This is a genomic window from Candidatus Villigracilis sp., from assembly GCF_057083605.1.
On the sequence record NZ_JBXMTI010000119.1, the window covers coordinates 16,640 to 42,295 of the forward strand.

The 25,656-nt window shown below is 48.5% G+C and carries 24 protein-coding genes; 13 read left to right on the forward strand and 11 right to left on the reverse strand.

Features of this window, described 5'->3' with window-relative positions; genetic code table 11:
- Window positions 1-199: 199 nt before the first annotated feature.
- Entirely contained in the window at window positions 200-649 is a 450-nt protein-coding gene (locus tag AC14M5_RS17910) for a group I intron-associated PD-(D/E)XK endonuclease (protein WP_484031067.1), read from the reverse strand.
- A gap of 271 nt (window positions 650-920) precedes the next feature.
- On the opposite strand from AC14M5_RS17910, the gene AC14M5_RS17915 reads away from it, so the two are divergent.
- Entirely contained in the window at window positions 921-1,577 is a 657-nt protein-coding gene (locus AC14M5_RS17915; protein WP_484031068.1) for a response regulator transcription factor, read from the forward strand.
- On the opposite strand, the gene AC14M5_RS17920 is transcribed toward AC14M5_RS17915, so the two are convergent.
- From AC14M5_RS17920 to AC14M5_RS17935, 4 genes are all read right to left on the reverse strand, one after another.
- Entirely contained in the window at window positions 1,566-2,789 is a 1,224-nt protein-coding gene (locus AC14M5_RS17920) for a DNA-methyltransferase (RefSeq protein ID WP_484031069.1), read from the reverse strand. The genes AC14M5_RS17915 and AC14M5_RS17920 overlap by 12 nt on opposite strands.
- 73 nt (window positions 2,790-2,862) lie before the next feature.
- On the reverse strand, window positions 2,863-3,945 hold the full coding sequence (locus AC14M5_RS17925; protein ID WP_484031070.1) for a L,D-transpeptidase: 1,083 nt from the start codon (window positions 3,943-3,945) through the stop codon (window positions 2,863-2,865).
- 156 nt (window positions 3,946-4,101) lie between these two features.
- Window positions 4,102-4,344, reverse strand: coding sequence for a hypothetical protein (locus AC14M5_RS17930; protein WP_484031071.1), 243 nt, complete (start codon window positions 4,342-4,344; stop codon window positions 4,102-4,104).
- Window positions 4,345-4,670: 326 nt separating this feature from the next.
- Complete coding sequence (locus AC14M5_RS17935; RefSeq protein WP_484031072.1) at window positions 4,671-7,601, reverse strand: alpha-amylase family glycosyl hydrolase; 2,931 nt, start codon at window positions 7,599-7,601, stop codon at window positions 4,671-4,673.
- A 54-nt stretch (window positions 7,602-7,655) separates the two neighbouring features.
- Here AC14M5_RS17935 and AC14M5_RS17940 point away from each other — a divergent pair, with 54 nt between their 5' ends.
- Window positions 7,656-9,938 carry an ATP-binding protein gene (locus tag AC14M5_RS17940; RefSeq protein ID WP_484031073.1) on the forward strand — a complete coding sequence of 761 codons (2,283 nt, stop codon included), beginning with the start codon at window positions 7,656-7,658 and terminating at the stop codon, window positions 9,936-9,938.
- Between the two features lie 109 nt (window positions 9,939-10,047).
- Here the strand turns inward: AC14M5_RS17940 and AC14M5_RS17945 are convergent, their stop codons facing one another.
- Window positions 10,048-11,178, reverse strand: a complete 1,131-nt coding sequence (locus AC14M5_RS17945) for a hypothetical protein (protein WP_484031074.1) — start codon at window positions 11,176-11,178, stop codon at window positions 10,048-10,050.
- Between the two features lie 353 nt (window positions 11,179-11,531).
- On the opposite strand from AC14M5_RS17945, the gene AC14M5_RS17950 reads away from it, so the two are divergent.
- The 6 genes from AC14M5_RS17950 to AC14M5_RS17975 all read left to right on the forward strand — a co-directional run bounded on the left by AC14M5_RS17950 (window position 11,532) and on the right by AC14M5_RS17975 (window position 15,966).
- Window positions 11,532-12,404: a hypothetical protein gene (locus AC14M5_RS17950; protein WP_484031075.1), complete on the forward strand. Its 873-nt coding sequence runs from the start codon at window positions 11,532-11,534 to the stop codon at window positions 12,402-12,404.
- A 156-nt stretch (window positions 12,405-12,560) separates the two neighbouring features.
- The gene (locus AC14M5_RS17955; protein ID WP_484031076.1) at window positions 12,561-13,823 is read left to right on the forward strand and encodes an aminopeptidase; all 1,263 of its coding nucleotides are present in this window, start codon (window positions 12,561-12,563) and stop codon (window positions 13,821-13,823) included.
- 120 nt (window positions 13,824-13,943) lie between these two features.
- Window positions 13,944-14,522, forward strand: coding sequence for a hypothetical protein (locus tag AC14M5_RS17960; RefSeq protein ID WP_484031077.1), 579 nt, complete (start codon window positions 13,944-13,946; stop codon window positions 14,520-14,522).
- Between the two features lie 19 nt (window positions 14,523-14,541).
- Window positions 14,542-15,114 carry a pyridoxamine 5'-phosphate oxidase family protein gene (locus AC14M5_RS17965; RefSeq protein WP_484031078.1) on the forward strand — a complete coding sequence of 191 codons (573 nt, stop codon included), beginning with the start codon at window positions 14,542-14,544 and terminating at the stop codon, window positions 15,112-15,114.
- A gap of 11 nt (window positions 15,115-15,125) precedes the next feature.
- A complete protein-coding gene (locus tag AC14M5_RS17970; RefSeq protein WP_484031079.1) occupies window positions 15,126-15,374 on the forward strand; it encodes a DUF4342 domain-containing protein in 249 nt (82 codons plus the stop codon).
- A 10-nt stretch (window positions 15,375-15,384) separates the two neighbouring features.
- On the forward strand, window positions 15,385-15,966 hold the full coding sequence (locus tag AC14M5_RS17975) for a protein-S-isoprenylcysteine O-methyltransferase (protein WP_484031080.1): 582 nt from the start codon (window positions 15,385-15,387) through the stop codon (window positions 15,964-15,966).
- Window positions 15,967-15,978: 12 nt separating this feature from the next.
- Here AC14M5_RS17975 and AC14M5_RS17980 read toward each other — a convergent pair whose 3' ends face one another.
- The 5 genes from AC14M5_RS17980 to AC14M5_RS18000 all read right to left on the reverse strand — a co-directional run bounded on the left by AC14M5_RS17980 (window position 15,979) and on the right by AC14M5_RS18000 (window position 19,630).
- Window positions 15,979-16,251 carry a FeoC-like transcriptional regulator gene (locus tag AC14M5_RS17980; RefSeq protein WP_484031081.1) on the reverse strand — a complete coding sequence of 91 codons (273 nt, stop codon included), beginning with the start codon at window positions 16,249-16,251 and terminating at the stop codon, window positions 15,979-15,981.
- A 7-nt stretch (window positions 16,252-16,258) separates the two neighbouring features.
- A complete protein-coding gene (gene feoB, locus AC14M5_RS17985; protein WP_484031082.1) occupies window positions 16,259-17,950 on the reverse strand; it encodes a ferrous iron transport protein B in 1,692 nt (563 codons plus the stop codon).
- 102 nt (window positions 17,951-18,052) lie between these two features.
- Window positions 18,053-18,553: a FeoB small GTPase domain-containing protein gene (locus AC14M5_RS17990; protein WP_484031083.1), complete on the reverse strand. Its 501-nt coding sequence runs from the start codon at window positions 18,551-18,553 to the stop codon at window positions 18,053-18,055.
- Window positions 18,546-18,797: a FeoA family protein gene (locus AC14M5_RS17995; RefSeq protein WP_484031084.1), complete on the reverse strand. Its 252-nt coding sequence runs from the start codon at window positions 18,795-18,797 to the stop codon at window positions 18,546-18,548. The genes AC14M5_RS17990 and AC14M5_RS17995 overlap by 8 nt, the downstream gene beginning before the upstream one ends.
- A gap of 170 nt (window positions 18,798-18,967) precedes the next feature.
- A complete protein-coding gene (locus AC14M5_RS18000) occupies window positions 18,968-19,630 on the reverse strand; it encodes a metal-dependent transcriptional regulator (RefSeq protein WP_484031085.1) in 663 nt (220 codons plus the stop codon).
- A 224-nt stretch (window positions 19,631-19,854) separates the two neighbouring features.
- On the opposite strand from AC14M5_RS18000, the gene AC14M5_RS18005 reads away from it, so the two are divergent.
- From AC14M5_RS18005 to AC14M5_RS18025, 5 genes are all read left to right on the forward strand, one after another.
- Window positions 19,855-21,942, forward strand: a complete 2,088-nt coding sequence (locus tag AC14M5_RS18005) for a heavy metal translocating P-type ATPase (protein WP_484031086.1) — start codon at window positions 19,855-19,857, stop codon at window positions 21,940-21,942.
- A gap of 302 nt (window positions 21,943-22,244) precedes the next feature.
- A complete protein-coding gene (locus AC14M5_RS18010) occupies window positions 22,245-22,631 on the forward strand; it encodes a c-type cytochrome (protein WP_484031087.1) in 387 nt (128 codons plus the stop codon).
- Between the two features lie 32 nt (window positions 22,632-22,663).
- Window positions 22,664-23,719: a multicopper oxidase domain-containing protein gene (locus tag AC14M5_RS18015; protein ID WP_484031088.1), complete on the forward strand. Its 1,056-nt coding sequence runs from the start codon at window positions 22,664-22,666 to the stop codon at window positions 23,717-23,719.
- Between the two features lie 15 nt (window positions 23,720-23,734).
- Entirely contained in the window at window positions 23,735-24,922 is a 1,188-nt protein-coding gene (locus tag AC14M5_RS18020; protein ID WP_484031089.1) for a ZIP family metal transporter, read from the forward strand.
- 7 nt (window positions 24,923-24,929) lie between these two features.
- The gene (locus tag AC14M5_RS18025; protein ID WP_484031090.1) at window positions 24,930-25,598 is read left to right on the forward strand and encodes a metal-dependent transcriptional regulator; all 669 of its coding nucleotides are present in this window, start codon (window positions 24,930-24,932) and stop codon (window positions 25,596-25,598) included.
- The last annotated feature ends 58 nt before the right edge of the window (window positions 25,599-25,656 follow it).

Consider the following 25,656-nt stretch of genomic DNA (forward strand, 5'->3'; position numbering starts at 1 on the left):
CCTGCGACCTTCGGGTTATGCATACCACTTCGGCTTTCGCCGCCTGACCTTCGTCAGTTCGTGGTCTGGACTTTCTCTTCACCCTCAGCATAATCTGTTAGGGTGCTTGCCATTAAGTCTCTACACCTTCTCTAAAATTTCTTTCAGAGCTTGGCTCGGGATTACCTTTGTGAAAGGCTTCCCCGAATTTGACAAGTGATCACGAATAAGTTTCCCTATTCGCAGCCCATTGCTGAATTAACTCCCAAGCATTACGATAGTCAGCCGATTTTGGCCTTCGTTGACGCTTGTCAGCTTCGACCATGTGAATTTCACTGCCGTAGCCGATAAACACTCGCACCGGAAACACATAAAACAAATTGCAATCTGGTAAATATACAAGTGCAAAGTCGAAATCTGATTCATCATACTCATCTCTGATCATCACACGCCGATTGGTCTTTGTTCGGCGATTGTCAACAACATAGTTCTGAGATGGTTTATTGAACCACGCACATTTCACTTGCACTTTGATCAACATCCCAAAAGCGTCGAAGACCAAATCATAAGGTTGATTATCTCCAACAGGATGAAGAACTCCCCAGCCCCTCTTTAGGGCTTCAAGGATTGCTGCTTGTTCTGCGATGTCTCCTCGGTGTTTCGTATTCATTTGTTAATCCCGCGGTATTGAGCCCGACGAGCTGCCACTGCTCCACCCCGCATCGATTAGTTTAGCCTGCCGATGTTACCAAGTAAGTATAAAAAAGTCAAGCAATGTGGGTGAATGAAGAATGAGAACATTAAACACATAGATGCCAACCTTAATAATATAGTACCAACGATTAAAAACATTTGTTAAGATTTGGTGTATAATGCGGAGACCTTAATAAATTTGAAGTACAAGGTAATATTTCCAAGACAGGCCTTATCCAACACAAATTATGAAAACCACCACACTTCTGGTCATTGAAGTTAAACACGCAGAGATCCCTTCTTTTGCCTCCGATTTGCAGAAGAAGGGATTTGATGTTCACATTGCCCAAAATGGCAGCAAAGCAGTTGCATTACTTAAAGAAGTAAGCCCAAGCCTGGTTGTGATCAACGCTGCTTCATTAAGAAGTACTGGCCTGCGTATCTGCCAGTCGATCCGTGAGAAGGATGCAAAGCTTCCCATCATTCTGATACTTGAAGATGACAAGGAAGTCAGCAAGGATGCAGCAGATGCAGTACTGGCATTGCCTTTCACAGTTCAAAAACTTGTCAACCGCATCAAGCCGCTTCTGCCGGGTGATGGGAAAAATGTTTTGCATGTTGGCCCCATTCGGTTGGATGTTGAAAAGCGCCGCGTGCGCTGTCTTGGTAAAAGCACCAAGCTCACTCCCCGCCTCGTTACCTTGTTACATCTATTAATGGATAAGCATGGAGAAGTGGTGGAACGCGAGCCCCTCTTCAAGAAAGCCTGGGAAACAAATTACACCGGCGATACACGCACACTTGATGTGCACATCTCATGGCTTCGCCGCGCCATAGAACTCGACCCCGATAATCCTAAATTCCTAAAAACCATTCGCGGTGTTGGTTACCGCTTAGATGTGTAACTGAAATTGTTTCCCCTGAACAGTCACCAATCGGATGCAGACCTTGCCTCCGATTTTTATTTTTAATTCAAGAGAAAGTTCACCGCTTCGTGCGTGACGTTGAGCCTGTGCTGCACTCAAGAACATTTTCCCATCCCAATCAGGGTCCACCTCCCAGAAATCCACATCCAGCGAAGTATTCAGCCTGATATAGCCGCCAGAGATATTCACTTTTATTTTCTTCGACTTATAAGCCATTACATTTTTTATGACAGAATCCCGCTCGAACGAAAAAACGGATTTTGTTTCAGCCAGCCTGGAACGCGCCGTTTGAACTGCCCGAATGGATTCATCACAAGTAATGAACTTGCGGCCATTCTTCGCTGCCACAAGAGAGGTGGTTCCTGAACCGCAGAAAAAATCCGCTACCAGGTCACCTTCATTTGAAGACGCGCGGATAATTCTTTCTAAAAAAGCTTCTGGTTTTTGGGTGGGATAACCTGTGCGCTCATTATGTAGTCGAGCTACAACCGGGAAATACCACCAATCCTCTGGAACTTTTCCGCGCTCCAGATCGGGGATTTTGCCAAAGCCTGCCTTACGAGAGGACTTAAATGTAGTGACCGTGTTCGGATTATATGGCTCACGAACATCGTCTGCATTAAAAATATAGTCCTTGCTTTTTGAATAAGACAGGATGGTATCGTGCTTGCGGTTGAACGCCGTCTTGATCGGGGAAGGCCCATGGTACGTCCATATGATTTCATTAATAAAATTTTCAGCACCAAAGATCTCATCCAGGATCAAGCGTGCATATGCATCAGCATGCCAATCGAGATGGAGATATAAAGTTCCAGTTGGCGCAAGCAGACGATGCATTAAGGAAAGCCGTTCGTACAGGAATTGCAAGTAGGAATCCAGATCAAGCCAGGAATCGTGATATCCCTCAGCCAGTTTCCATTTTGATGGCTTGCGCGAGTCCTCTCCCCTGCCAACACGGGCGGAGAATTTTCGGTTGGTAAAAAACGGTGGATCGGCATAAATTAAATTAATACGCCCCTCGTATTCAGGTAATAGCGCTGCCATCACAGCAAGGTTATCCCCAAGAATGACGCGACCATCCGGGCGGGCTTTTGCATAGCCGCGTCCTTTCGGGTAGAGAACTGAATCTTGAATAAGAGTAGCAGGCGCGGGCGGGGTGAGATGCTTGCCCTTCCAGTCGAGTGTTGGCATAGCGAAGCGTATCCTTTAGGATGTTGGTTGTTTTGAGTTTAGAGTCAGCTTTAGGAGTGAAATCCAAGGGATACTAATAATGGACTTCAACCTCTGTGCCAAGCCCGCGGGTGGCTACTGCATCATTGGTGTGGATTGGCCTTGCCCAGCGGAAGAGCCAGTTGGCATCCTCGCTGCGCATGTTGATACAACCATGGCTCATCGGCGCGCCAAAATTTTCGTGCCAGTACGTTCCATGGAAGGCGTGTCCCTGGGTCGTGAAGAACGAAGTCCAGGGAACGCCGGGCAGAACGTAGTTATCCACATCCGCAAGCAAATTACCCGAGGTTTGAGCGCCAAAATAACTATAGCCCATATGCTTGGAGGGAACTTTATCCACAATGGAGAACCGCCCAGCCGGTGTAGTGGTTGGGATGCCTGCGCCGCCTGTTGGGTCCCCCGGAACACCGGAGGAAATATTAGTTTGGAAAATGAGTTTTCCATATTCATAGGCAAAGAGTGTCTGCGATGATAGATTTACCTCGATCATCTTTTGTTCGTAAGGCACTTCCGGTGAAATCGGTGCCATTTCATCAGCCGTGATCATTCGCAAATGAATAGCAGGGACATAATAAGAAACATTTGAATCAAGCTCATCAAAAATGCGATACCATGGGCCTTTGTAATCTGCCATTTCTGGGCCCTGTTCCAGCGCTTCAACCCAATGGACGGAACCATAATATAAAGGCGGCGACAAAGGTTCCCATCCAAATGTTTTGGAAAAACGATAAGGAGTTGTAAAAGGGACAGTGACTTCTGTTAAAAATCTTTTGCCTTCAGGGATGGTGCTAGGCGGTGTTTGGTAGATCGTCTTCACACGTTGCAAACGCCCACGATGAAGATAGCCCCCCCACACCCGATACCAGACCGGGTTATGCGGCGGCTCTTCGGCTTTCACTTCCTCATAAACATGCACAAGCTCATCGCGATACCAGGTCAGTTCAATACGGCTTTCATCGGTCGGCTCTTTGCGCACCGGCATTTCAACTGTGGCTATTCGTACAACAAAGCTATCGTCAAAACTGGTCAGGCCTGGCAGGAAGGGCGAAAAAGCCAGTCCGCTTAAAGTGAGGCCGCCAAGTTTTAGAAAGTCGCGTCGGGATAGGTAAGATTTCATGCTGAAAATTTTACACCATATTCTTTAAGATTTAATGAGAATGTGCCCCCCATCCCGGCCTTCCTCCCAAACCAAGTGCACGTTTGGGGGAAAGAGTCAAACATAAAAAAACTGCCATCCGCTTTGCGGATGGCAGTTTAAATATTCAATTGTCGATTAAGCTTGTACGGTTTCAGCGATCATATCCTTGAGCAGGATATCAAGTGCCATTGTATGGCTGCAACGTTTGTGGGTCAGGAAGAATTCGCAATCGCAGGTAAACGTGCCATTATCGTAGCTAACATGGTGGTCATTATTTTCCCCATGAAATGTAAGGTCGAACTGGTTGAAGCGGAACCGCCTTCGGTCTTCTGCATATCGTTTTGCTTTTTCGAGCTTGCCGATCAGTCCATAGTCCATGATTTAAGTCTCCTTTTGATTAGAGAAACATAAAAAAAGACACGCGCAGATATTCGCGTGTCTGTCTTAACTAAGCTGGGTATTTCCTTGAAATAAGCGCATGATGGCATTACCTCGTTGTGATGAGTATAGTACTTTTCAAATTACGAGTCAATAATAAAGATGGAATTATTATGATTTCGTATGGGAATTGTAGGGCGGATATAATCCCAAGTGCCTACGCGCATCATCCTTAATCTGATGTTTGATTCTGTTAAAGGAACCTCTTCTCCACCCAAAACTTGATTGGCATCATTCATAGGCGTGGCCCACGAATGATGCCAATATTACTTACTCTTATTTTTTTTCACGACCTTCTTCACAGCCAAAGGTTTCGCTGCTGATTTTTTTGTAGCGGTTTTCTTTTTAGCCGCAACTGGTTTCTTTTGGCTTACAGTCTTCTTGCCTGGCTTGACCTTGGGGGCAGTAACTTTTTTAGTAATGTTCTTTTTAGCTTTTGCTGCTTTCGCTTTGACAGCGGGTTTTTTTACGGAAACTTTCTTTGCAACTTTTTTCGCCACAACCTTTTTAATCGCTGGTTTCTTTTTCACAGCCGCCTTGCGGACAGCTCTCTTCTTCACGGGAGGCACTTCCTCTACCGGGGTTTCTTCCACTACCGCAAACAAGTTCTTCCATTCATCCTGCATGGATGGCACGCCTGCGCCATTTAATTGATCACAGATAGTCTTCCACTCAGTATCACCCACGAATCGGAAGTCCATGAAAGCGTGGCATTGATAAGCGCCGAGTTCAACATACAAACCCTTATCCCATAATTCTTTGCAAGAACGGATGTATTCAAGCTGAGTAACATAGTCTTTGAAGATGACATGTCCCACACGAGGCAAGCCCAACCCTTCAGCAAGGTTTTTGCGTACTAATTTTCCTTTTGATTTATCCACATAAGCTGAAGAGGTCTTGATCCAGCCTTTGGTGTCGGCAAATTTGTTGTGGTAGATCACCAGGCCACGATCATCGTCGAAGCGGTTGGAATAGGCAAAGACATTTTCATCCACGCCGCTGTATGGCTTTTGAAGATCATAGAGCAGGAACTGCTCCACGTCAGCGAACAGGGAACGGCGATGAAGAAGCGGGAAAATACGCCATTCATGCCCGCGGACGAGTCCGTCATTTGGAGTTTCATCCAATTTGGGGCGACGGAATTCCATCCCGTATTTTTCAGAATAGCCTTCCACCTGTCCGTGGCCGTACATAGGCAAGCCGGGCAGCGTGGAGAGCAGAGTGCAAATGCCAAAATATTTGTCACCGCTGCCAAATTGCTCGACCGCAGTTTTTTCATCGGGATTGTTCATGAAGTTGACGTAGCGTTTTAATATCTGCGGATCAAATTCAAGCGTGTTCTTGATGACGAGGCGGTATTTGGCGTTATCTTCATCACGCAACATGTGCATAAACGCGGAGTTGTAAACGCGGTGCATACCAAGTGTGCGAACAAAATACCCCTCCATTAACCAGAAGGCTTCGGCGAGTAAAAGCGTATCAGGAACTTCGGCGGCGACACGATCCACGACCTCGCGCCAGAATTCTTCGGGAATTTTTTCGTCAAACTCAGCCTTGGTCATGCCGAATTGCGAGCGGGATGGAATGGCTCCGCCTGCACCAGGTTCGGGGAACCACAATCTTTGAATGTGTTTTTTCGCGAGAGTCATGGCCGCATCAAAACGGATAACGGGGAAATTACGCGCAACGTGCAAAATAACTTGAATGACCGCTTCGCGCACGGCAGGATTTGTGTAATCCAACTGAGCAGTATCATTCCATGGGAAGGATGTGCCATCATTGCCATGGTAGATGTAACGCAGGTCGCCTGTTTGCAGATCGCGGCGTTGGAACACGACAGCGGCGTCTGTTTTGCTGTAGTAATGATCTTCAAGATAAATTCCGACTCGCAGATCGTCTGAAAGATTTTCGGATTTGAAGGAATAGGATGGATACGGAGAAAATGGTGAGGACAAGAACCAATCAGGATGTTCGACTACCCAGGTGGAATCAATGCCCATATGATTGGGAACCATATCAGCAGACAGGCGGATTCCACGCGCCCAGGCACGAGTGCGCAAATTATTCAATGCATCCCAACCGCCGAGATCACTGGCAATATCATATGAATGAAGAGAATACGCAGAGGCGACAGCGTCATCCTGCCCCATGCGCTGTTTGATGCGCTTAGAGGCGCGGCTGCGTTCCCATAGACCGATCAGCCACAAGCCTGTGAATCCGCGTGAGGTAAGCAAATCCAACTCTTCATCTGGGATATGGTCGAGGGTTTTAATTTCGCGTTGATATTGTTTGGAAAGTTGATCGAGCCAGACGTAGGTATTCTTGGCAATCAAAACCAGACGAGGCATCCAGTCTTTATCTGTGCTGTAGCGTTCGTATTCAGCATATTCGCTGGTGGCAAAAGAAGGCACGTAAGTTTCAGCCTTGGATGAGTCAATCGGCCCCTGCTGGCGGATAATCTCTTCGCGCAAGTAATCCAATCCGCGCAAGATACGGGCAGAGAATTCTTCACCAAGTAAATAACCCCATCTATCCATAATGAAGCGTAACTGCCCTTCCAAAGAATCAGGTGAGGCTTTGATTGGCGCAGTCAGCATATCTGTGAGAGTTTCACCTTGCGATAGTTCACCATTTCCAAAACCTGGTTGATGGGAGAAGAAATCCAGCAGGTATTGGATGAATTCAACATAAGAAGAACCGTTCATCGTCGCTTCGTTGACCAGCTCTTTATATTTATTAACCGCCGGGTTCTTATTGGAGTTATTGATCAGCAGCATCTCTTCGATGGTGGCGGCGCGCACTCCACGGCCAAAATCACCAAAGTTTGGAACCCGGGTTGAGAGATACACACCCGCTGTCACCTGGCCGCGAAAGACAGAAACGGGAGGAAATTCCTCGGTGAATTTTGTGAGGGTCAGGTCATATTTTGAGCCGAGATTGGATTGCAACATACCCATGGCACGCCCCATGACGCCGGTGTATCTGCTATAAAAATGCTTGAGGAGGATATGATAAGCCTCGTCAAGCAGGGAAAGTGCATATAGATCAGAAGCAGATACGGGGTCCGTGCGAAGCGGTGACATTTGGGCGGCGAATGCCCGGGCTGATGCCAAATCCGAAAAAATAACATGTCCATCCGGGCGAAAAAAGTCAAAAGAAAAATTATATTTTTGGCGGGAGGCACGGGATGTAAGCATAACAACAATGATAACCTATTTACGAAATTTTTCGAGTAAAATTTCCACGTTAATATGAACACATCGCTGATGCAATTCATCTATTTACTTTTACTTGGCGCACTATACCTGCCGGTCATTTTCTTCGCAGTGCAACGAAGGGACGAGGGGCACGGAGCTGCCACCTGGCTTGTTTCTTTCTATGCCTTGCTGGCCATGGTCATGAATGTTGCAGAAGCAGTCTGGCAAAATGGGGATGATATTTTCCTGTTCCAGGAATTACAAACATATGTGGCGATCACCCTCGCCGTCATCTTGATGCTGGCGCTTCAAACATTTTTAAAACGTGAGACCTGGTTGATATGGATTGGCTTCTGGGTGCTCTGGATGCTTGGTCTGGGGCTGGTACTGACCAACGCGTTCAACCTTCCTGAAATCCTTTGGACAAATGGAAGCGTCGCACTATTCCGCACGAGGCTGGGGCCGGCCTGGGCCATTCTTGGATGGTTGATCATCACCATCGGTTTAATCATTTCGCTGGCAAATGCAGGCAAACAGGCCCGCCAGCAACTGTTTCGCAACCGCCTCAACTATTGGTGGCCCGCGATATTTTTTATGCTCGTCAATGATATTTTACTTTTCTCAGCCATCACGATAGTCGGTCAACCTTTTCGTTTGGGGGTTGCAATTACCACTGCCTATGTGATCGGTACACACCATGTCCCTGATCTAAGACAGATCATGCGGCGTGTCTTGATCTATGTAGCCATAGTCATTACGATTGTTGGGTTTTATGTGGGAGGCTTTTTATTATTGCAAGCCTTGTTTGGGGGCGCAAGTAATTTCAACCCGCTGCTGGCGGGGGCATTCGTCTCGTTAGTGCTTGCCATCGTCTTTGCGCCATTATCAGGTTTGGTCTCACGCACGATCAACAAATGGATGAAGGGCGATCAATACGACCCGAGCCTGACCATTCATAAATACAGCGAAAACATCAGCAACATCCTTGATATGGATCGGCTGGCCAGTATTGCGGTTGGCATCATTCTAGAATCCATGCAGATCGAACGCGGCTTTCTCTTCCTGGTCGACTCTGAACGCCAGGCCGATGGACGCAAGACATACAAACTGCGCTCTGCAAGCAGCCCGGAAGAAAGACAATTGATCGCGGTGGAATTGGACGAAACTGGGATCATTGCCTCGCATTTCATACGGGAACAACGTCCGCTTCTTCAATATGACCTGGACCTGCTCCCGGCTTTTCGGAATGCTTCTCCCTTTGAGCGGGATTGGTTCACTCACCTCCGCGCTGAAGTGTACCTGCCCATCTTCGCAAAAAAACAATGGATCGGCTTGCTGGCTTTTGGCCCCAAACTAAGCGGCAACCGATACACCAAGGATGACCTGACAACATTAAGTTCCCACGCAAGCCAGACAGCAGTGGCGTTGGAAAATGCCCGCCTGGTCGATAACCTGATGCGATTAAATAATGAGTTGCGCCAGGCACGCCGCGCGCTTGAGAAAAACAACCAGGATCTTGAGAGGATCGATCAGGCCAAATCTGATTTCATCAGCATTGCATCACACGAACTCCGCACGCCGTTGACCGTGATCAAAGGCTATACCGAAATGCTGATGGATGACCCAAGCCTGGGTTCAAATCTCAAACGCATGATGAAAGGTATCCATGAAGGCACGATCCGCTTGCACGAAGTCATGGACTCGATGTTCGACATTGCGCAAATCGACGCACGTTCGCTCAAGCCTCATCTACAGCCTGTCGAATTGGGCCACCTGATAAAGGAAGTTTGCCTTGAACAGGCCGATTCAATTCGGGAAAGAAAGCAATCTCTAAAAATTGACCTGTCGCCCCTGCCGCATGTGAAGGCAGACCCGAACCTGCTGAGAAAATTATTCCACCATATCATCCGCAATGCGACAAAGTTTTCTCCTAATGATGGAAAGATCACGGTCACAGGGCATCACATACCTGCCATTATCAATCTGCCAAACGGCGGCGTTGAGATCATTATCAGCGACACTGGCGTTGGCGTTGACCCTACCGTGCGCGAGATCATTTTCACTAAATTCTATCAACCAGGGGAATTGGGCAAACATTCCACCAGCAAGACACGCTTCAAAGGTGGAGGCGCTGGGCTTGGGCTGGCATTATCCAAGGGCATTATCGAAGCACACGGAGGTCGCATCTGGGTGGAAAGCCCCGGCTACGATGAAGTTAATTTCCCCGGCAGCCAGTTTCATATCATATTGCCGCTAAGCAAGCTGGAAGATAATGAAGCGCAAAGAATGAGCGAGATCATACAGTTTGAAGTAGCGGAAGTGATGAGTAGTAAGTGAGGAAGAAAAGTAACGAGTAATTAGGGATGAGTAAAAAGTAATAAGTTAGAAGTAATGAGGAAAGCACGGCGTATCAATTATTTTGTTCTTACGTTTCACGCATCACGCATTAAATTTCCTTCCGATACACACGGTTATTCTTATACTCCACGCCGTTCAAATTCTTTAGATCTGCGCGCATTTGCTCGGTGGTCTCGGCCACCTGAGTCATTTCAACGTGCACAAATTGATTGAACTCCAGCAAGGTATTCCCCATCGCGTAATATAACAAGGCATTGCCACCATGCCCCTGATACTCAGGCAGAATGCCCATGCCGTTAACAGCAACTGTGCTTGTGCGACGCATTTCCAGCAAAATATCGATCAGGCCGAATGGAAACAATTTTCCTCTCGCGCGTTGAAGCGCGGCAGATACATCGTAGAACGCGAACAAAAATCCCACCACATCTTCTCCATGTGTAATGATCTTGATCAAGCGATGGTCGGCAATCGTCATAATATTTTCCACCACAAAATCGATCTCACGCTGCGATAATGGATAATATTCCCAATTACTCACAAAGGCATTATTGTAGGCTGTTCCGATCCGATCCGCCCATTGCAGTAATTCCTTTTTACTCTTGAATTTTTTTACTTCAAGATGCCCCCGCTCCATTACCCGATCAGCAATTCGTTTCACCCGCTCAGGGAGTTGGAATTTATCAGCAGGAAGGTAGCACGAGACAAAATCCACTTCTTTGACGAAACCCTGCGCCTCAACCAGTGACTGATAATATGCGTGGTTGTAATTGAGCATGGTCATTGTCTGACGGTTTTCCTGCCCGAAGATCAAAGTCCCGTAGCCATCGAGGGGGCCCATGCCTTTCGGGCCGATCACCTTATTCAAGCCGCGCGCTTTCGCCCAATCAAAGACCGTATTGAAAAGGGCGGTTGCAACTTCCATATCATTTTCACATTCAAAGAGATAAAAATCAGCAGTTTTGTGGTTGCGATATTTATTGAAAGGCTTGTTCTCGATTGCAGCGATCCGCCCCACATCCCGACCATCGCGTACAGCGATAAAAAATTCCACATCCGAATGTTCGTGGAAGGGATGTTTTTTTCGGTTGAGCAGGTTGTAAGCATCCACATTGAGCGGAGGCACCCACTGCGGGCAGTCTGCATATATCTGATATGGTAATTCCACAAAACGCCTGACCTGCTTCTTATTTTCAGTATCGACTTTTTCGATGGCAAGCATCGGAAGGTCTCCTAAATAATGGAATAATGACTTGTTACAAGTATATACCCAAATATTTAGTCTCGTTGGTGTTCAATTCGATCTACCACGATCCAGGTTTAAGATTAAACTAAACGAATAGGTACATTGGGTGATTCCGCTGCAAGGGAAAAAGTTGTATTTTTTATAAGGAATTGGCCGGCCATACACATTGATGCTACGATAACGGCGGGGGATCAAATCATTTACCGTCTAACAAACCTATGCAAAATAACTTCAAATCTTCCTGCAATACCCCTGGCTCCAATTCCATCGGGCAGGTGGAGCGGCACTCGTCTTATATGAACGCCTCGTCAGGCACAAGGAGAAAAAATATGAACAGGAAATCTCTAAAAATTTTTGCTGCCGTCTCGGTTGTTTCCCTTATGATAACAACTACAGTCCTGGCAGCCACCATTGATCCAATCAATCGAACGGTGACCACTGGCAATTTCTTTGTAGACTGGTCCGAGTCTAATCCTGAGGAGATTGTGGATATTCGCTGGATGGGCTCACCCAACCTGACCAACACAGCCGCCAACCTGAATTGCCCATCAGGAGGGGACCTTGAATATTTCGGCAACAGTTGGGTATCCGAAAATGAAGGGACTCCATCCTTCTTCTTCGGCTCATTGGTTGGATGGGGCACCACAGGCACTTGGGATACCCCCAATAGTAAAAAGGTGGACGTTGATTCGATCTCCTCGGGCTGTTTTGGGTCGGCTGATTTGCCCATCACCACAAAATATCAATTCTTCGATTCGGGACCGACTGCCAATCGCATTAAAGTACAGAGGCAATTTTCATTCGGCGGCACGCCCTACCCACACGATGTCAGGCCGTATATTCCGCGTTTGTACCCAAAGGATGGCTTCACACAAGTCCTGCATCCTGACGCAACAGGAATCAGTCTGTTGACAGAATTTACAGCAGGTTGTGATTTCGGCTGTACCATCACAGACTGGGACGGGACATGGTTCGCAATCCACAACCCAGTTACAGGTCAGGGAATGATCGTAAAGCGGGATAGCACTTCGCCTGCCGCCTTATGGGTTGATCAGGATGATGCGTCCTTCACCAACTCATCGTCCGTTCTTTTGCTGCAACCAACGGGCGGCTTTACGGGCAATGTAAATGAAACAGCATTCCTATGCTTCTACAACAGCAGCATCTGGACTCCATCTACTGCCCTGCCTCCAGGGTGTTAGAAGCAAAGTAAAATCGAAAATCTAGACCGCTCCGAATTAGTGAGGCCGGCCACTGCGCTGGCCTCACTGTTTATTCAAAAAGTTTTTCAAAGAAACAGCAGGGCGCAAAATAAACGTCCATGCTATACTTGGAACATTCCTAACAATCGAGGCTATATGACGAGCAAAACACACCAGGAAATGCTGGCGAAATACGCAGAAGCAATCGTAAAAGTCGGCTTGAACATTCGTGCCGGGCAACGGCTGATCATCACACTTATGGCAACTCGCGGTGTGCCGCATCAATTTGCGCCATTGGTGCGTGAAGTGGCAAAGGCCGCATATGGGGTTGGCGCAAAATATGTTGAAGTGATATGGGGCGACGAAGAAATGATGCGTTTGCGCGCGCAATACGCACCTCGCGATTCTTTTGATGAATATCCCACGCACACCATTGATGCGATCATGAACATGATCAATAACGGGGATGCCCTGCTTTCCATTGCAGGTGCAAACCCCGATCTGCTTGGCAGTCTTGACCCTGAAGTGGTCGGCATGATGCAAACAAGACATTTGAATGCCGCCAGCAAGGTTAGCGAACGAGTGACCACCAATGCAATTAATTGGTGCGTAGTTGCCGCCGCTGGCGAGGAATGGGCAAAGAAAATCTTCCCCGATCTTTCAGCCAAAAAAGCACAGGAAAAATTGTGGAAAGCGATCTTCGAATCGACCCGCATCAACCAGCCCGACTCGATTGACGCGTGGAAAAAACATATCGTCTTCCTGCGTGAACGCGCAAAATATTTGCAAGCCAAACAATACACAGCCCTGCATTACAAAGCTCCAGGCACAGACTTTACCCTCGGCCTGCCCAACGGACATCTCTGGATCAGCGCGCAATCCATGGCGCAAAATGGTGTGGCCTTCACCGCCAACATGCCTACTGAAGAAGTCTTCACCCTGCCAGATCGCAACCGCGCGGATGGTGTCATCACCTCCACTTTCCCATTAAGTTATGGTGGAACATTGATCGAAGATTTCCAGGTTACATTTGAAAATGGACGCATTGTAAAAGTCAACGCGAAGAAGGGCGAAGCCGCTTTGCAAAAACTGGTGGATACAGATGAAGGCGCGCACCGCCTCGGCGAAGTAGCACTCGTCCCTGCCAGCTCCCCCATTGCCCAGCGTGGACATCTCTTCTACAATACTTTGTTCGACGAAAACGCATCCTGCCATATTGCGATTGGACGGGCCTATCGCTTCACTCTTACGGGTGGAGAGGAATTGAACGACGAGGAGTTTATCTCAGCTGGAGGCAACGTGAGCCTTCAACATGTGGACTTCATGATCGGTTCGCCGCAAATGGACATCGACGGGATCAATAAAGACGGTTCACGTGAACCTGTGATGCGAAAAGGCGAATGGGCGTTCAAGGCTTAAGCACAGAAACACCAATTACGACAAAAAAAACAAAAAGGTCTTGTGCACACAAGACCTTTTTTGCGCCAAAGTCAAACTTATGCGATAATCGCTACATCTCATAAAAAAACGGAGAAAAGCATGGCGGCAAAACCAAAATTAGACAATGACCAGATACTGCAAGCTGAATATGAGTATATTGCGAACAATGTCTTTCAATCCAACGAAGACCGTTCGCGGTTTTCATCCTATTATTTTGTGACAGTTGGCTCCTTTGCGGCGGCCATATTAGGGACGCAATTCGATGGACAACAAAAAGGCATCTCGCTTGCGTTTTGCCTGCTCTTCTTTATGTTAACCTTCATGGGCTCTTTCACCCTGGCCCAGCTCGCTCGGCTGCGCGCCGCCTGGCATGAAGCCGTAGAAGCCATGAATACGATCAAGGAATTCTACATCAAACATAGTCCTGAAATTGCGCCAGCCTTCAAGTGGCGTCCACGCAACGTGCCACCGACAAATAAACCATTTAGCATTGCCAACCTGATCGCCATGGAAGTTTCCATGCTCAGCTCGCTGACCACAGGCGCGGGAGTTTATTTTCTATTGAATTTTTTGGGCGGCATCAACCTTGCGAGTTGGATCATTGTGGCGATGAGCGTCGTCATCGGTTATACGGCTCAATGGCTGTGGTATAAGCGTCTGCTCGTAGATGATCGATAATCATAAAATTGGAAAAATCATGCCCCGTAATTACGAAAACCAATCCCCTACTGCATTTCAACGTCGGCCTCATCTGACAAAGGATGAGGCTTGGATATCCGCTTTTCTAAAAGAAGCCAAGGTGGGACATTTCGCCACAGCAATGGATGGCCAGCCGTTCATCAACCCAAGCACATTCTGGTTCGATGAGGAAAATCGTCAGATCGTTTTCCACTCGAATGTTGCGGGGAGAATCCGCTCAAACATCGAGGCCAATCCAAAGGTCAGTATGGAGGCGAGTGTGTTGGGAAAAATGCTCCCATCCAATGTGGCGCTTGAGTTCTCGTTACAATTCCGCAGCGTGGTCGTCTTTGGTACGGCCAGGGTTGTAACCAATCCCGATGAAGCGCGTAGATTGCTATATGGCCTGATCAGCAAATACTTCCCCGCCATGACCGCGGGCAAGGAATACCGCGAGATCACAGATAAGGAACTGCGCGCCACATCCATTTATGCGATCAAGGTCGAAGAATGGAGTGGAAAGGAAAACTGGGCTGAACGCGCAGACCAAAGCGACGAATGGCCGCCACTCGACAAAAAATGGTTTGAATAACTGGAGGCACAATGTCTGAACGAACTCGAACTGAGGAATTCAAAATTGATGGGGAGAAATTGATCGCCAAGATCAAGGAATTGCTCCACGAAGGCAATATCCGAAAATTGATCATCAAAGATAAAGATGGAAAGACCTTGATGGAAATCCCAATGACCTTTGGCGTGGTGGGTGTATTGCTGGCCCCACAACTGGCGGCCATTGGGGCAATTGCCGCTCTGGTCACTGAGGCAACTGTAGTTGTAGAAAAGTCAGAGTAGAGGCAAGAAAATGAAAGTATTCGCCATTGCATTTTGGGCCACAATCGTGGCACAAATGATCATTCGCGCACCGCTTAATAAAAAGCGCAAACTGGAAAAGATGGCCGAACAGCAAGTTACTGCTCAGGAAAAGTCCATTCTTGGTTTGCTTTTTGTAGGCGGATTCCTCCTGCCGCTTCTTTACTCCACAACCCGTTGGCTGGATTTTGCAAATTACACTTTGCCAACCTGGGCAGGCTGGCTGGGTGTTGTACTCATTGCAGCAGCGCTCTTCGTGTTCTGGCGCGCCCACGCGGACCTCGGGTTGAACTGGTCACCCACGCTTGAAGTTCGCGAAAAGCATGAACTCATTACTCGCGGTATATACGGGTTGATCCGTCACCCCATGTATGCCTCTCAATGGATTCTGGTCGTTGCACAACCCCTGCTCCTGAAAAACTGGCTGGTGGGTTTTGCGAATCTGATCGTTTTCATTCCATTCTATTTCCTGCGAGTGCAGGCCGAAGAAAAAATGATGCTCGATTCGTTTGGCGAGAAATATCGAGAGTATATGAACAAAACGGGGCGGGTATTCCCAAAGCCAGAGCAATAACCATCTGTAAGATTAAGATCCCAGCATAGTTTCATAAAGAACACTTTGGCGTTGTGCAACTACATATCTTTTCCCACGTGCGGCCAGCAAACTGCATTGTGATTCCAATCCGCAGGTGGTACAGCATTTGTTATCGGGGCCAATCTCAAGTATTTTCCCTTTTCGCACCAATAAATTGATCATCGACAAGACCGCAGACGGCTGAGCCTTCATCTCACGGCTGATCTCGGCCAGGCTGAGGCCGTTCTCTTTCGCTTCCAGCAATGTAAGCAGTTGGTTCAGCATCAACGGTTTATCCAAGCCCCAGCAGTGTTCCAACTTGATAGATGATAAAGGCCGCAACCCATGCGACAGCAGTTTGATAAGCAGCGGAAGTGATAGCCCACGATAAACCGAATTCATGCTTGATCGCTCCCAGTGTTGCTACGCAGGGAACATAAAGCAAGACAAACACGAGCATCGACATGGCACTCAATGACGTGAACCGTTCACGCAAAGCGAGGCTCAAGGCGGTGTCTTCGCTGGCCGATGCTTCATCCACCAGATTCACACCAGGGATGATGCTCAACAGGATTCTGCCCGACCTGATGGTTGCATCTATAAATCCAGTCCCAATGTCAAGCAGGTCTTCGCCGAAGGTGGTTGGTTCAACAGGTATCGCTTCATTATCACCGAGATAGATTTGGCTCATAGTGCTGACAACAATTTCCTTAGCCATGAAGCCTGACACCAGCGCACCACCTGTCTCCCAATTACCAAATCCAAGCGGAGCAAAGACGGGCGCGATAGCCCCGCTGAATTTGCCAAAATATGAATTGCGTTGTTCAGCCACACCCCACGGCAGGTTAAGCAGGAACCACATTACCATTGAAACGGCGAAAATGGTTGTCCCTGCCTTATGGACAAATTCACGCGTATTCTCCCACATGTGGATCAGCACACTCTTGAGCGCGGGCTGACGATAAGGCGGCAATTCCAACACAAATGCGGATGAGACATCAGGCTTGAGGATGGTGCGGGTGAAAACCATGCCTGCCAGCATTGCAACAATAATGCCCAATGCATACATGGCCCAGATGACTGTCCCTGCTCGTGCGCCGAAGAAGGCCAGGCCAAAAACCACGTAGACGGGTAACCGCGCCGAGCATGACATCAACGGGACGAGTAACGCTGTCAGGACTCTATCCCGGCGGCTGGCGATGGTGCGAGTCGCATACACCGCAGGGACGGCGCAGCCAAACCCCAAGATCATGGGAATGAACGATTTACCATGCAAGCCGACAACGCGCATGAAACGATCCATTACAAAGGCGGCACGGGACATATAGCCTGAATCTTCCAGCAGGGCGAGGAAAAAATATAAGATGAGCAAGCCAGGTACGAAGACCAGCACGCCGCCTACGCCCGCGACAATTCCGTCAATGATGAGGGAATGAATCCATAACGGAGCCCGCAACAGGTCGAGAATGAACGAGAACCAGCTCGCAATCGAGCCGTTGATGATGGCATCTGTCCAATCCAAAAACGGAGCAGAGACGTCGATCACGAGTCGAAAAACGACATACATCATCGCGAAGAAAACTGGCAGGCCAAGCCACTTGTGCGTAACGATGTTATCGATGCGGTCCGTTAGGGTAAGGCCATCCATAAGCGGCCGGTGAAGCGACTGGCGCACAACACCATTGATATAACCATAGCGGCGGTCGGCAGTCAGCAGATCCACATCATCGCCCAACATGGCCTTGAGATGTTCCGCCCCCTGTTGCGCGAGCGTAATGACTTGCATGCCGCTATCCATGGTTTGCACGCGCGTGAGAATATCCGCATCGGCTTCGAGCAGTTTTATCGCCAGCCAACGCTGCGGATAACGGCCTGTATTAAATTTGATCTCTTCAAAAGCCTTGATAAGTTTTGCGATCTCTCGCTCGAGTTTGCCCCCATAATCAAGCCGAAAAATTTCCTGGGATGTAGTTGTGATGGTCATATTGTCTCTAGTCATGTCACTCTGAAGGAGCGTTCTTCGCGACTGGCACTTGCACCGCACGCAAGTGCAGGTGAGAGTCTCGCTCGCACATCAGAGATGCTTCTATTTTCTAGCCGCATGTACAGCTTTGGAAATCAAATCCGAAATACCCTTTTCCCGATTCGCCGTTGTGGACACAATGGGGATATTGCCAAGCAATTGCGAAAGGTGATCGAGATTGATCTTCGCATTTTCCTTGTGTAAATCGTCAGCCATATTGAGCGCCATCACCACAGGGACGTCCAACTCCAGAATCTGCACGGTCAAATACAAATTGCGTTCGAGGTTGGTTGCATCCACAACGTTGATGACTACATCAGGACGTTCCTCAATGATGTAATCGCGCGCGATGATTTCTTCTGGCGAATAGGCCGTGAGGCTATAGGTTCCTGGCAAATCTACGATGTTGATTTTCAATTTGCCATGCGTGATCTCACCTTCTTTTTTTTCAACTGTTTTGCCAGGCCAGTTACCTGTGTGCTGATGCAGGCCCGTCAACGCATTAAAGATGGTTGTCTTGCCTGCGTTAGGATTGCCCGCCAATGCGATGGTCAGATCAGCCATTTACCGCTCCGTGCAGCAACACTTCAATCTGTGCGGCCTCCTCTTTTCGCAGCGCAAGGTGATAACCCTTGATGAAATATTCCACGGGGTCGCCAAGCGGCGCATTGCGTTCGATCAATATCATCTCGCCTTTGATGATTCCCATTTCAGCAAAGCGACGGCGCAGGGCACTCTCACCCTTGATGCATATGATGGTGGCCTGTTGGCCGGGTTGTAATAAATGAAGTTGGGTAGATTCGATCATAATGTTCCTTTTGAAATATTTCTGTTGGTCGAGTAGGCGGTGCTTGTTCGCCGTATCGAGACCAACCAGTTACAAACAAACAAGAAATTCTTGAGAGAAAATTTTTCCTAAAACTGGTGGTCTCGATACACCCCTCAAAGAGCATTCGGGGTTACTCGACCACCATGTTACTATTTCCTTTTCACGATCACAAACTCTGCCAGAGACAGCCCCAATGCCACTTCCTTTTCTTCCACTCGCAACGTCAGCGGCCCATGTAATGGCGCGGCTTCCAGCACGGTCAATTCACGACCAGGCAAAATATTGCGTTCCTGCAAATACATGAGCACATCGGTTGCCGTGGCATTGACTGCAATCACTCGCACCGTCTCGCCCACCGTGGCCTCATTTAACGAAACACCATCCAGCGGTGTAAATGAACCGTCTGCCGCAGGGATGGGGTTTCCACGTGGGCAGGTCTGCGGGTTACCGAGAAAAACAGCCAAAGCCTCCGTTACTTCAGGCGCAGTGGCATGTTCCAGCAAGCAAGCCAGTTCATAAATTTTTGCCCATTCGATTTTCAAATGTTCATAAAGGAAAACTTCCCAAAGTCGCTGACGCCGCAGCACATTGCAGGCCGCCTCTCGCCCCTTCCTCGTCAACCCCACGCCCTTATACGGAGTATGCTTCACCAACCCCTGCTCGCCCAACCTGCGCACCATCTCATTTGCCGAAACAGAGGTCACGCTCAAACGCCCAGCCAGGCGGCCAATCGCCACTACTTCGCGGTCGCTTAACTCGACCATCGCTTTCAGATACATTTCCGTGCTTTCGCTCAATTGCTGGACAGACATAAGGCAACCCTTCTAATAATGTTATGGCTGACCTTATTATTTCCCATGCCCCCGTTTTTTGAAATGGATAGATGTCATCTCTTTTTGTGAATAAAGTTACAACATATTTTGCCCTGCACAATAACGAAATCGACCATTGTTGCACTGCGCTAATCCATTTTAGATATAATGTCATCTAATGAATTCCGCACTGATGTCGTAATTTAAAATAAAGGTTTCCGATAATGGCTGATCTACAAACTCTTGAAGTTCCCATAAAAGGCATGGACTGCGCTGAATGCACGCAACATGTTCAACATGCCATTGAAAAACTACCTGGCGTTCAGTCTGTGAATGTTTTTCTCGCCACAGAAAAAGCGATAGTAAAACTCAACCCAGCTCAGGTGACGATGCCTGACATCCGTGCTGCGGTTAAGGGTGCTGGATATGAAGTACCCGCCTCGGACTCGCCTCAACCTGCTCCCCTTTCAATGGACAATTTCAACCGCCGATTAACGATCCTGCTAGTCAGCGTGTTCGCCATCATTCTTAGTGTTGTGATCTTCGGTGAAGGGATGGGCTTATTCGATTTCCTAAATGACCGCGTCCCCTTTTTGCTTGGTCTGGCGTTGGTCATTGTAGGTGGCTATCCTGTATTTTTAAATGTCATCCGCGCTACACTCAAACGCCAGATTATTTCACACACACTCATGACCGTTGGCGTGATCGCCGCGCTAGCCGTTGGTCAATGGGTCACAGCGGCGCTTGTAGTTGTATTTATGCGTATCGGTGATTATGTAGAGAACTTCACCACCGAAAGTGCACGCCGCGCTGTTAAGGAATTAACCGCCCTCGCTCCCCAAACTGCACGGGTGGAACGAGATGGCATTGAGTTGGAGATCCCCGTCAGCGAGGTAAAAGTTGGCGAAACAGTCATCATACGTCCCGGTGAAAAGATCGCGGTGGACGGTGAAGTCGTCAGCGGGCAGGCAACCATCGATCAATCTGCAATTACAGGCGAGTCAATGCCCGTCGAAGCCGCCAGTGGATCACATGTTTATGCCGCCACCATTGCGAAATTGGGCAGCCTGCGGATTCGTGCCAAACGCATCGGGGCGGATACGACCTTTGGACGCGTGGTCAAAATGGTGGAAGAAGCCGAGGCGCACCGCGCAGATGTTCAACGACTTGCGGATAAATTTTCCGCTTGGTATCTTCCAGTTGTTGCTGCCATTGCCGCGCTGACATTCTTGATCAGCGGTAATCCGTTGTCAACTGCTGCCGTTTTATTGGTTGCATGTTCATGTTCCTTCGCATTAGCAACACCAGTGGCTATTCTTGCATCTGTAGGGACAAGCGCCAAACGCGGGTTGCTCATCAAAGGCGGCAAGTATCTTGAAACTTTGGCAAAGGCTGATGTTTTGCTTGTGGATAAAACTGGCACGCTCACCCTTGGTCAGCCGCAGGTGATGGATGTGATCACACTGAACGGGCTTTCCCGCGCCGAAGTATTGACTCTCGCGGCCTCCGCAGAACGCTATTCCGAACATCCGCTTGCTGAAGCAGTGCGTATCCTTGCCCGTGATGAAAATATTGTTCTTGTTGAACCGAAAGACTTTCAAGCCATTCCTGGTTTGGGTGTGCGAGCCATCATAAATGGACATCGCATCGCACTTGGCAATCGTCGCATGATTTCTACTGCCGAAACATTTTCAGTAATCAATGAACTTGAATCACAGGGGAAAACGCTTTTGTATCTAGAAAGTAATGACCAATTAGTTGGTGTGCTGGCTGCCGCAGATACTCTCCGTTCAGAAGTTCCAGCCGCCCTGGCAGAGGCGCGCTCTTTGGGCATCCGTCATATCGAATTGCTGACCGGTGATAATGAAAGAACTGCTTCTGCACTTGCAGAAAAATTAGACGTTTCTTACCGCGCAAATCTCCTGCCAGAAAACAAGATCGATATAGTAAAAGAATATCAGGCCAAGGGACATGTAGTCGTCATGGTTGGTGATGGCGTAAATGATGCACCCGCGTTAGCCCAGGCGGATGTTGGCATTGCGATGGGCGCGGCAGGCACAGACATCGCCATCGAAGCGGCGCACATTGCCCTCATGCGCGAAGACTGGAACCTTGTATCCGAGGTGTTGAAGATCGCTCAACGCACCATGAAAATCGTCAGGATGAATCTGATATTCACTACTGTCTATAACATTGTAGGGTTATCTCTCGCGGCTTTTGGCATCCTCCCACCTGTGCTAGCCGCCGCGGCCCAATCCTTGCCGGATATTGGGATTATGGGAAATTCAGCCAGATTGCTGAAACACAAGTAAATAGTATTGCATCCTCAAGCAGGCAGATTTTGCAGATCTGCCTGCTTTTTTATTCCAGCAGTAGAACAATTCCATTCAGGCGAATTTCGCCAAATTTTCAAGATTTATTCGCACCATTCGCACATTCGTGTAATTCGTGTTAAGAAATTCCTGACTTTGCAAAAGCCGTGAATGCCATCTCGGCCCGTATTGACTCCCAATCTTATCTTTGGTAAAATAATTTAGGATTCACTAAATATTTTTTTAGTATCGTATATAATATTTTTTACCCTATTTCTCTATATAGAACGGAGATGCTGTTTATGCTAAATAGAAAAACTTTATTGCTCGTAATAATAAGCCCGCTATTGGCGGCCTGTGGCGCACAGTCAACTTCAGCAGGTGATCCCAGAGCCGGGGAAGAATTGTTTAATCAGGGGAATATCGATTCAGCCCCTGCATGTAACGCATGTCATTCCACCCAGCCTGATCAAGTAATTGTAGGCCCATCCCTGGCTGGCATTGCAAGCCGGGCAGATCAGAGAGTTCCGGGTGAAACAGGTGAGGAATATTTGCACGAATCGATCCTCGAACCAAACCAGTATGTAGTGGATGGATTTTCATCCGGTCTCATGTATCAGAGTTACAAAGATGTGCTAACAGAAGACCAGATACGCGACCTGATAGCATACTTATCCACTTTGAAATAAAAAATAATAAATCTTGAAAGTAGAGGAAACATATGAAATCATTAACCAGACGAGATTTTCTAAAATTCGGCGGGCTTGCCATCGTTGGCACAGCAGGAGGAACCTTACTAGCGAATCAGCACGTGCATGGCGCGCCAGATACAGCCAACGGTGCATCCCATACTCAAAGCGATGCGATCCAAATACAAGATCATGGTGACGGGCTCATGCCCGGTACGGTTGGAGAAGTTAACCATGAGCAAAACGGCTTCAACCCAACTGACACCTTAACCGACTTCGACTATGGCACAGTCTCCACCCTTCCAAACGGGCAGACTCTGCGCGAGTATGAGATTACAGTTCTAAACAAGGATATAGAAGTCGTCCCCGGCATCATGTTCCCCGCCTGGACGTATAACGGGCGCATCCCCGGCCCCACTCTGCGCGCCACTGAGGGAGATCGCATCCGCATCCGGTTGATCAATGGCAGCGATCATGCACACACTATGCACTTTCACGGCTTCCATCCTTCTGAGATGGATGGCGTGCCCGGTACCGGCCCAGGTGGCGAAGTTAACCCGGGCCAGTCCTTCGTCTACGAATTCAATGCCGAGCCTTTTGGACTGCATCTCTATCACTGTCATACCTTCCCTCTGGCAAGGCATATCGCCAAAGGTTTATATGGTGCGTTTATCGTTGATCCGAAAGAAGGCAGGCCGCCCGTTGACCGCGAGCTGGTCATGGTCATGAGCGGCTTCGATGTGGACTTCGATGATGAAAACGATTTTTACGCGGTGAATGCAATCCCATTCCATTATCAAAATCATCCGATCCAGATCAAAGTCAATGAAAAGATTCGCGTTTACCTGGTCAACATCCTCGAATACGATCTGATCAATTCCTTCCACCTTCACGCAAACTTCTTCCACTATTACCCCACTGGCACAAGCCTCATCCCTGCTGAATTTACTGACACCATTATTCAAGGACAGGCCCAGCGCGGCATTCTGGAATTTTCTTATAGGTATCCGGGCATGTATATGTTCCATGCCCATGTCACCGAGTTCGCTGAACTTGGCTGGAACGGCTCATTCGAAGTACTTAAATAGATTTGATGGTGCATCATGAATCAACAACCAACAACAACTTCCCGCTTCTCCTTCAGGACCCTCGGCCTGCTCCTGCTTCCAATCCTTCTACTAATCGGAGTCATTGCCCTCTTCCTAAACACTGGCGGCGGACTCAACCTCGAATCACCTGTTCCTATTGAATCACTGACAATTGAAAGATATGTCCTCAAAGATGAGTTCATTGAAATCCATGTGCAAAATACAGGGCCGCAGGAGATCACGCTTGCTCAGGCAGTTATCAATGCAGCCATATGGCCTTTTGAGGCCACGCCCGATGCGACTATTCCAAGATTGGGACGTGCCATTGTTCGCATCCAATTTCCCTGGAGTTATGGCGAGGCATATGCGATCACGCTCTTTTCCTCCAATGCTGTTGCTTTTAATATGGAGATCCCTGTCGCATTCGAGACACCCGAACCCAACAGTGAGTCCTTTTGGGCCTTCGCGTTGATCGGTTTATATGTAGGTGTCATTCCTGTTTTCCTGGGCATCTTCTGGTTCCCTGCCCTGCGAACACTGGGAAGACGATGGATGACCTTCTTGATGGCGATCACCGCAGGGCTGCTTATCTTCCTTGGGCTGGATACCATCGCTGAGGCCTTTGAACAGACTGCAAATGTCCCAGGCACATTTCAGGGAATCGGATTAATTGGCATCGGCGCGGTAGCGACCTTCCTCCTACTTGAAGCAATCTCCAAACGGCAGACAGAATCAGGCAAGGACGAAGCAGCGAAGCGTCTATCCATCGCGTTCATGATCGCCACAGGAATTGGCATCCATAATTTAGGTGAGGGACTTGCCATCGGAGCGGCGTATAATATCGGTGAGATCTCACTGGGCACCTTTCTCGTGGTCGGCTTTATCATTCAGAATATCACCGAGGGATTGGGAATCATCGCACCCGTCTTGCGAGACCGGCCCAGCTTACGCTCGCTGGCGTTGATGGGAATCATCGGCGGCGCGCCCGCTATTATTGGTGCATGGATCGGCGGCTTCGCTCCCTCCCCCACTCTGGCCGTGCTCTTTCTTGCCATTGGTGCAGGCGCGATCTTCCAGGTTGTATATGAGATCGCAAAATTAATACAAAGAGACACATCCAAAGAAGCCATGCCTGGGACAGTCTTTAGCGGCGTCCTTACGGGAATGTTACTGCTATGGGTTACAGGGCTTTTGATCAAATAGGAGTTGAATGTCCGAACTGCTCACCCAGTCTATTCAGGATTACCTGAAACACATTTACGATCTAAGCGAGGATGGCACACCTGCCAGCACCACTGAGCTTGCCAGCCGCCTTGGTATCGCGCCCGCTTCAGTTACGGGAATGATCCAGCGGCTCGCAAAAGCGGCGCCGGCGTTGGTCCATTATCATAAGCACCAGGGTGTGACGTTGACAAAAGAGGGAAAGAAAGCCGCCCTGGAGGTCATCCGCCATCATCGCCTGATCGAGACCTGGTTGGTGCAAACGCTTGGCTATTCCTGGGACGAAGTACATGAGGAAGCGGAGCGGCTGGAGCACGTCATTTCTGAGGAAATGGAAGCGCGCATCGCATCCGCAATTGGCTACCCAGCTCGTGACCCGCATGGGGACCTGATCCCTTCCGCTGAATTGATCATGCCAATTGACGACTCCATGCCTCTTTCCTTCATGCGTCCACCACAGAAGGGAATGATCGTGCGCGTTCACAGCGAAGATGTATCTCTGCTGCGTCACCTTAATGAGATAGGCCTCGTGCCAGGCACAAAATTCAAGGTAACCGAACATTCGCCTTACGACAACAACATCACCATCCAAAACGACAAGACCTCGGCAGTGCTCGGCACTGCGATTACCTCGAAAATTTTTGTGAGTGTCGTATAAAGCAAACATCTCAAAGAAAAGACAATCGGCAGTATGACCATGGTCATACTGCCGATTG

Coding starts and splice junctions, on each gene's coding strand:
- AC14M5_RS17910 (WP_484031067.1), bottom strand. CDS start 649: ATGAATACGAAACACCGAGGAGACATCGCAGAACAAGCAGCAATCCTT.
- AC14M5_RS17915 (WP_484031068.1), top strand. CDS start 921: ATGAAAACCACCACACTTCTGGTCATTGAAGTTAAACACGCAGAGATC.
- AC14M5_RS17920 (WP_484031069.1), bottom strand. CDS start 2,789: ATGCCAACACTCGACTGGAAGGGCAAGCATCTCACCCCGCCCGCGCCT.
- AC14M5_RS17925 (WP_484031070.1), bottom strand. CDS start 3,945: ATGAAATCTTACCTATCCCGACGCGACTTTCTAAAACTTGGCGGCCTC.
- AC14M5_RS17930 (WP_484031071.1), bottom strand. CDS start 4,344: ATGGACTATGGACTGATCGGCAAGCTCGAAAAAGCAAAACGATATGCA.
- AC14M5_RS17935 (WP_484031072.1), bottom strand. CDS start 7,601: ATGCTTACATCCCGTGCCTCCCGCCAAAAATATAATTTTTCTTTTGAC.
- AC14M5_RS17940 (WP_484031073.1), top strand. CDS start 7,656: ATGAACACATCGCTGATGCAATTCATCTATTTACTTTTACTTGGCGCA.
- AC14M5_RS17945 (WP_484031074.1), bottom strand. CDS start 11,178: ATGCTTGCCATCGAAAAAGTCGATACTGAAAATAAGAAGCAGGTCAGG.
- AC14M5_RS17950 (WP_484031075.1), top strand. CDS start 11,532: ATGAACAGGAAATCTCTAAAAATTTTTGCTGCCGTCTCGGTTGTTTCC.
- AC14M5_RS17955 (WP_484031076.1), top strand. CDS start 12,561: ATGACGAGCAAAACACACCAGGAAATGCTGGCGAAATACGCAGAAGCA.
- AC14M5_RS17960 (WP_484031077.1), top strand. CDS start 13,944: ATGGCGGCAAAACCAAAATTAGACAATGACCAGATACTGCAAGCTGAA.
- AC14M5_RS17965 (WP_484031078.1), top strand. CDS start 14,542: ATGCCCCGTAATTACGAAAACCAATCCCCTACTGCATTTCAACGTCGG.
- AC14M5_RS17970 (WP_484031079.1), top strand. CDS start 15,126: ATGTCTGAACGAACTCGAACTGAGGAATTCAAAATTGATGGGGAGAAA.
- AC14M5_RS17975 (WP_484031080.1), top strand. CDS start 15,385: ATGAAAGTATTCGCCATTGCATTTTGGGCCACAATCGTGGCACAAATG.
- AC14M5_RS17980 (WP_484031081.1), bottom strand. CDS start 16,251: ATGCTGAACCAACTGCTTACATTGCTGGAAGCGAAAGAGAACGGCCTC.
- feoB (WP_484031082.1), bottom strand. CDS start 17,950: ATGACCATCACAACTACATCCCAGGAAATTTTTCGGCTTGATTATGGG.
- AC14M5_RS17990 (WP_484031083.1), bottom strand. CDS start 18,553: ATGGCTGATCTGACCATCGCATTGGCGGGCAATCCTAACGCAGGCAAG.
- AC14M5_RS17995 (WP_484031084.1), bottom strand. CDS start 18,797: ATGATCGAATCTACCCAACTTCATTTATTACAACCCGGCCAACAGGCC.
- AC14M5_RS18000 (WP_484031085.1), bottom strand. CDS start 19,630: ATGTCTGTCCAGCAATTGAGCGAAAGCACGGAAATGTATCTGAAAGCG.
- AC14M5_RS18005 (WP_484031086.1), top strand. CDS start 19,855: ATGGCTGATCTACAAACTCTTGAAGTTCCCATAAAAGGCATGGACTGC.
- AC14M5_RS18010 (WP_484031087.1), top strand. CDS start 22,245: ATGCTAAATAGAAAAACTTTATTGCTCGTAATAATAAGCCCGCTATTG.
- AC14M5_RS18015 (WP_484031088.1), top strand. CDS start 22,664: ATGAAATCATTAACCAGACGAGATTTTCTAAAATTCGGCGGGCTTGCC.
- AC14M5_RS18020 (WP_484031089.1), top strand. CDS start 23,735: ATGAATCAACAACCAACAACAACTTCCCGCTTCTCCTTCAGGACCCTC.
- AC14M5_RS18025 (WP_484031090.1), top strand. CDS start 24,930: ATGTCCGAACTGCTCACCCAGTCTATTCAGGATTACCTGAAACACATT.